The sequence below is a fragment of the Mycobacterium sp. genome (genome assembly GCF_052143115.1).
GTDB lineage: Bacteria > Actinomycetota > Actinomycetes > Mycobacteriales > Mycobacteriaceae > Mycobacterium.
The window spans coordinates 1-3,093 of record NZ_JBKQTQ010000339.1 but is presented as its reverse complement, the minus strand read 5'-3'; the positions used below and the strand labels follow the sequence as shown (position 1 = coordinate 3,093).

Here is a 3,093-nt window from a genome sequence, read left to right as displayed (position 1 = left end):
ATAACCGTCTGGTTGCGTCAAGCTCTTAATCGAGACGTATGTCGAGCCGCGAGAGGCAATCCGATGACCCAGTTCAAAGATGCACCGATCTTCGATGCCGATCAGCACATGTATGAGACCCCCGACGCGCTGACGAGGTATCTGCCCACGCAGTTCCAGCCGAAGGTGCAGTTCGTCCAGATCGGTAGGCACACCCGCATCGCGATCCTGAACAAGATCACCGACTACATGCCGAACCCGACATTCGATCGGGTCGCCGCTCCCGGAGCGCACGAGAAGTTCTACTCCGGCCAGAACCCGGAGGGTCTGTCTATGCGGGAGATGTCCGGCCGTGGCATCGACACACCGCCGGGCGCGCGCAACCCCGAGGACCGGATCGCCGAACTCGACCGCCAGGGCGTCGACTCGTGCCTGAACTACCCCACCCTGGCCAATCTGGTCGAGCATTCGGCCGCCGAGGACCCCGACCTGACGGTGGCGATCATCCATGCCCTCAACCAGTGGATGCTGGAGCGCTGGGGCTTTAGCCACGCCGACCGGGTCTATTCGACACCGGTGCTCAACCTCGGCATCGTCGACGAAGCCCGACGCGAACTCGCCTACATCCTCGACAACGGCGCCAAGGTCGCGCTGATCAAGCCGGCGCCGGTGAACGGCTACAAGGGCTGGCGCTCGCCCGCGCTGCCTGAGTTCGATCCGTTCTGGCGCGACGTCGAGGATGCAGGTCTGCCAATTGTGTTGCACGCCAGCCAACCTCCGCTGCAGGAGTACATCGACAAGTGGGAGCCGCCGTCAACCAGCAGTGCGTTCGAGATGTCCGCATTCAAGTGGACGGCGCTGGGTCACCGGGAGATCGCCGACATGTTGACCAGTCTGATCTGCCACGGCACGTTGACCCGGTTCCCGAAACTGCGCATCGCCAGCGTGGAGAACGGAAGCGCGTGGATCAAGCCGCTATTCGATGATTTGCAGTCGACGTACAACAAGATGCCGCAGAACTTCCCCGAGCATCCGCACGAGGTGTTCCGCCGCAACGTCTGGGTGAGCCCGTTTTGGGAGGGTTCCGTCGCCGATGTCGTGCAGACCGTCGGGTGGGACAAGGTGATGTTCGGCTCGGACTGGCCGCATCCCGAAGGCCTGGCCGAACCCAAGCGGTATTGGCAGTACGCCGAGGGCATGGACACCCGGCGCACCTATGACTTCATGGGAGACAACGCCCGCCGCTTCATGGGCCTGCCACTCGCCAACCCCGACCCGGAGGCCGTCAAGCCGCCCGCGCTCGCCCACGCCTGAGTCAGGTATGACGACCTATCTGACGCCACATAGGTCGTCGTCGATTTATCCGCAGCGGAATGCGACCATGATCAAAGAAGCCGGGGCACGCCAGTGTTAGCTGCCGCCCTCCGACGATGACACCGTTGTGGAGGAAAGCCTCCAGCTCCACCCAGCGGAGGAAGCATGATGAGCCGAGCCACTTCCGTTGCGGCTCAGCGCGAACCGGAGCTGCCGGGGCAGACTGTCGTGGTGATCGGCGGCAGCGCAGGCATCGGGCTGGAAACAGCGCGACGCGCCCGGGCCGAGGGAGCCGACGTCATCATCACCGGCCGCAATCTCGACCGACTCACACAAGCGGCCCAGGACGTCGGCGCGCAGCGCACCGCAGCGTTCGACGCCAATGACAAGGCTGCTCTGCAGAGCTTCTTTTCGGAGTTGCCCGCACCGATTGACCATGTGATGGTCACCGCCGGCGGCCCGCGTTACGGACCTCTGCTGGAAATGGACTCAGCCCAAGTGCGCGACGCGGTCAGCGAACACCTGGTGCTGGCGCTCGAGGTCGCGCGTAACGCTGTGGCCAAGATGAGGCCTGGCGGCAGGCTGCTGCTCATTGGCGGCACCGGCGGGCGGCGTGTCGGTCACGGCCTCGGGATCGTCTCGGCGGCCACCGCTGCGCTGCCACCGTTCACGGCGGCCCTGGCCCTTGGGCTCGCGCCGGTTCGGGTCAACCTCATCGCCGCCGGGTTCGTCGACACACCGTTGTCCGCGGCACTGCTCGGTGATCGGCTCGAGGAGCGCCGCAATGAACTGCGGGCGACCCTACCGATCGGCCGTGTTGTGGGTCCTGCCGACGTCGCCGCGCTCGCCGTCCACATCATGAGCAACACCGCGCTTACCGGTGCGACGTATGACATTGACGGCGGACAGCAGTTCGTCACATGAAATAGGAGGGTTACCCATGACTGTGTCCGCCAAAGCCCCTAAAGGGGGCCGGACGATCCCGGAGACACGGACTCCTGATCGGGACTATCCGCAGATGGTGGGGCAACGCGGCCTCATCGAGCCTGTCCCACGCCGAGTACGGGGCTATGTCGACGGGACACTCGTATTCGATACGACCAGCGCCCATTACGTGTGGGAGATCGCCTACTACCCACAGTATTACGTGCCCGTCGGCGACGTCCGCATGGAGTATTTGCATGACGAGAACCATGTCCAGGAACTGCAGTTCGGCTCCTCACGCTTATTTTCGTTGACGTCGCCCCAACGCACACAGAAGTCGGCTGCGCGGCTGTACGACACGGGCGCGGTCGCGGGCAGCATCCGGTTCGAATGGGACGCACTCGATTGGGTTGAGGAGGACGAGCCGATCATCGGGCACCCGCGCAACCCCTATGTCCGTGTCGACGCGCTGCGTTCTCACCGTCACATCAGGGTCGAACTCGACGGGGTGGTGCTGGCCGAGACACACAGCCCGGTGCTGCTTTTCGAGACGGGTCTGCCGACCCGGTACTACATCGACCGCACGGACGTCCTATTCGGGCGCTTGGACACAACCAGCACTCAGACCGTATGCCCATATAAAGGAATCACGTCGCAGTACTGGGCAGTCAGAATCGGCGACGCGGTGTATCCCGATCTCGCCTGGACCTATGACTACCCGCTGCGCGAGGTCGCCCCTATCGCCGGGATGATCGCGTTCTACAACGAGAAGCTCGATATTTTCGTCGACGACACCCGCTTGGCCCGGCCTTCCACCCATTTCAATTAGCAGCGGGCCGTCCCGATCCATGCAGCAGCGCCAACCGTCAGCAAGGA

3 protein-coding genes are annotated in these 3,093 nt (G+C 63.8%); all 3 read left to right on the top strand.

The window, feature by feature from the left end; all coding sequences use genetic code 11:
- Positions 1-63: 63 nt before the first annotated feature.
- The 3 genes from ACLQI9_RS32475 (at position 64) to ACLQI9_RS32465 (ending at position 3,046) form a co-directional block, all read left to right on the top strand.
- Positions 64-1,293: an amidohydrolase family protein gene (locus ACLQI9_RS32475; protein ID WP_442392859.1), complete on the top strand. Its 1,230-nt coding sequence runs from the start codon at positions 64-66 to the stop codon at positions 1,291-1,293.
- A 168-nt stretch (positions 1,294-1,461) separates the two neighbouring features.
- On the top strand, positions 1,462-2,217 hold the full coding sequence (locus ACLQI9_RS32470; protein WP_442392858.1) for an SDR family oxidoreductase: 756 nt from the start codon (positions 1,462-1,464) through the stop codon (positions 2,215-2,217).
- Between the two features lie 94 nt (positions 2,218-2,311).
- Positions 2,312-3,046: a DUF427 domain-containing protein gene (locus ACLQI9_RS32465; protein WP_442392861.1), complete on the top strand. Its 735-nt coding sequence runs from the start codon at positions 2,312-2,314 to the stop codon at positions 3,044-3,046.
- The last annotated feature ends 47 nt before the right edge of the window (positions 3,047-3,093 follow it).

Coding starts and splice junctions, on each gene's coding strand:
- ACLQI9_RS32475 (WP_442392859.1), top strand. CDS start 64: ATGACCCAGTTCAAAGATGCACCGATCTTCGATGCCGATCAGCACATG.
- ACLQI9_RS32470 (WP_442392858.1), top strand. CDS start 1,462: ATGAGCCGAGCCACTTCCGTTGCGGCTCAGCGCGAACCGGAGCTGCCG.
- ACLQI9_RS32465 (WP_442392861.1), top strand. CDS start 2,312: ATGGTGGGGCAACGCGGCCTCATCGAGCCTGTCCCACGCCGAGTACGG.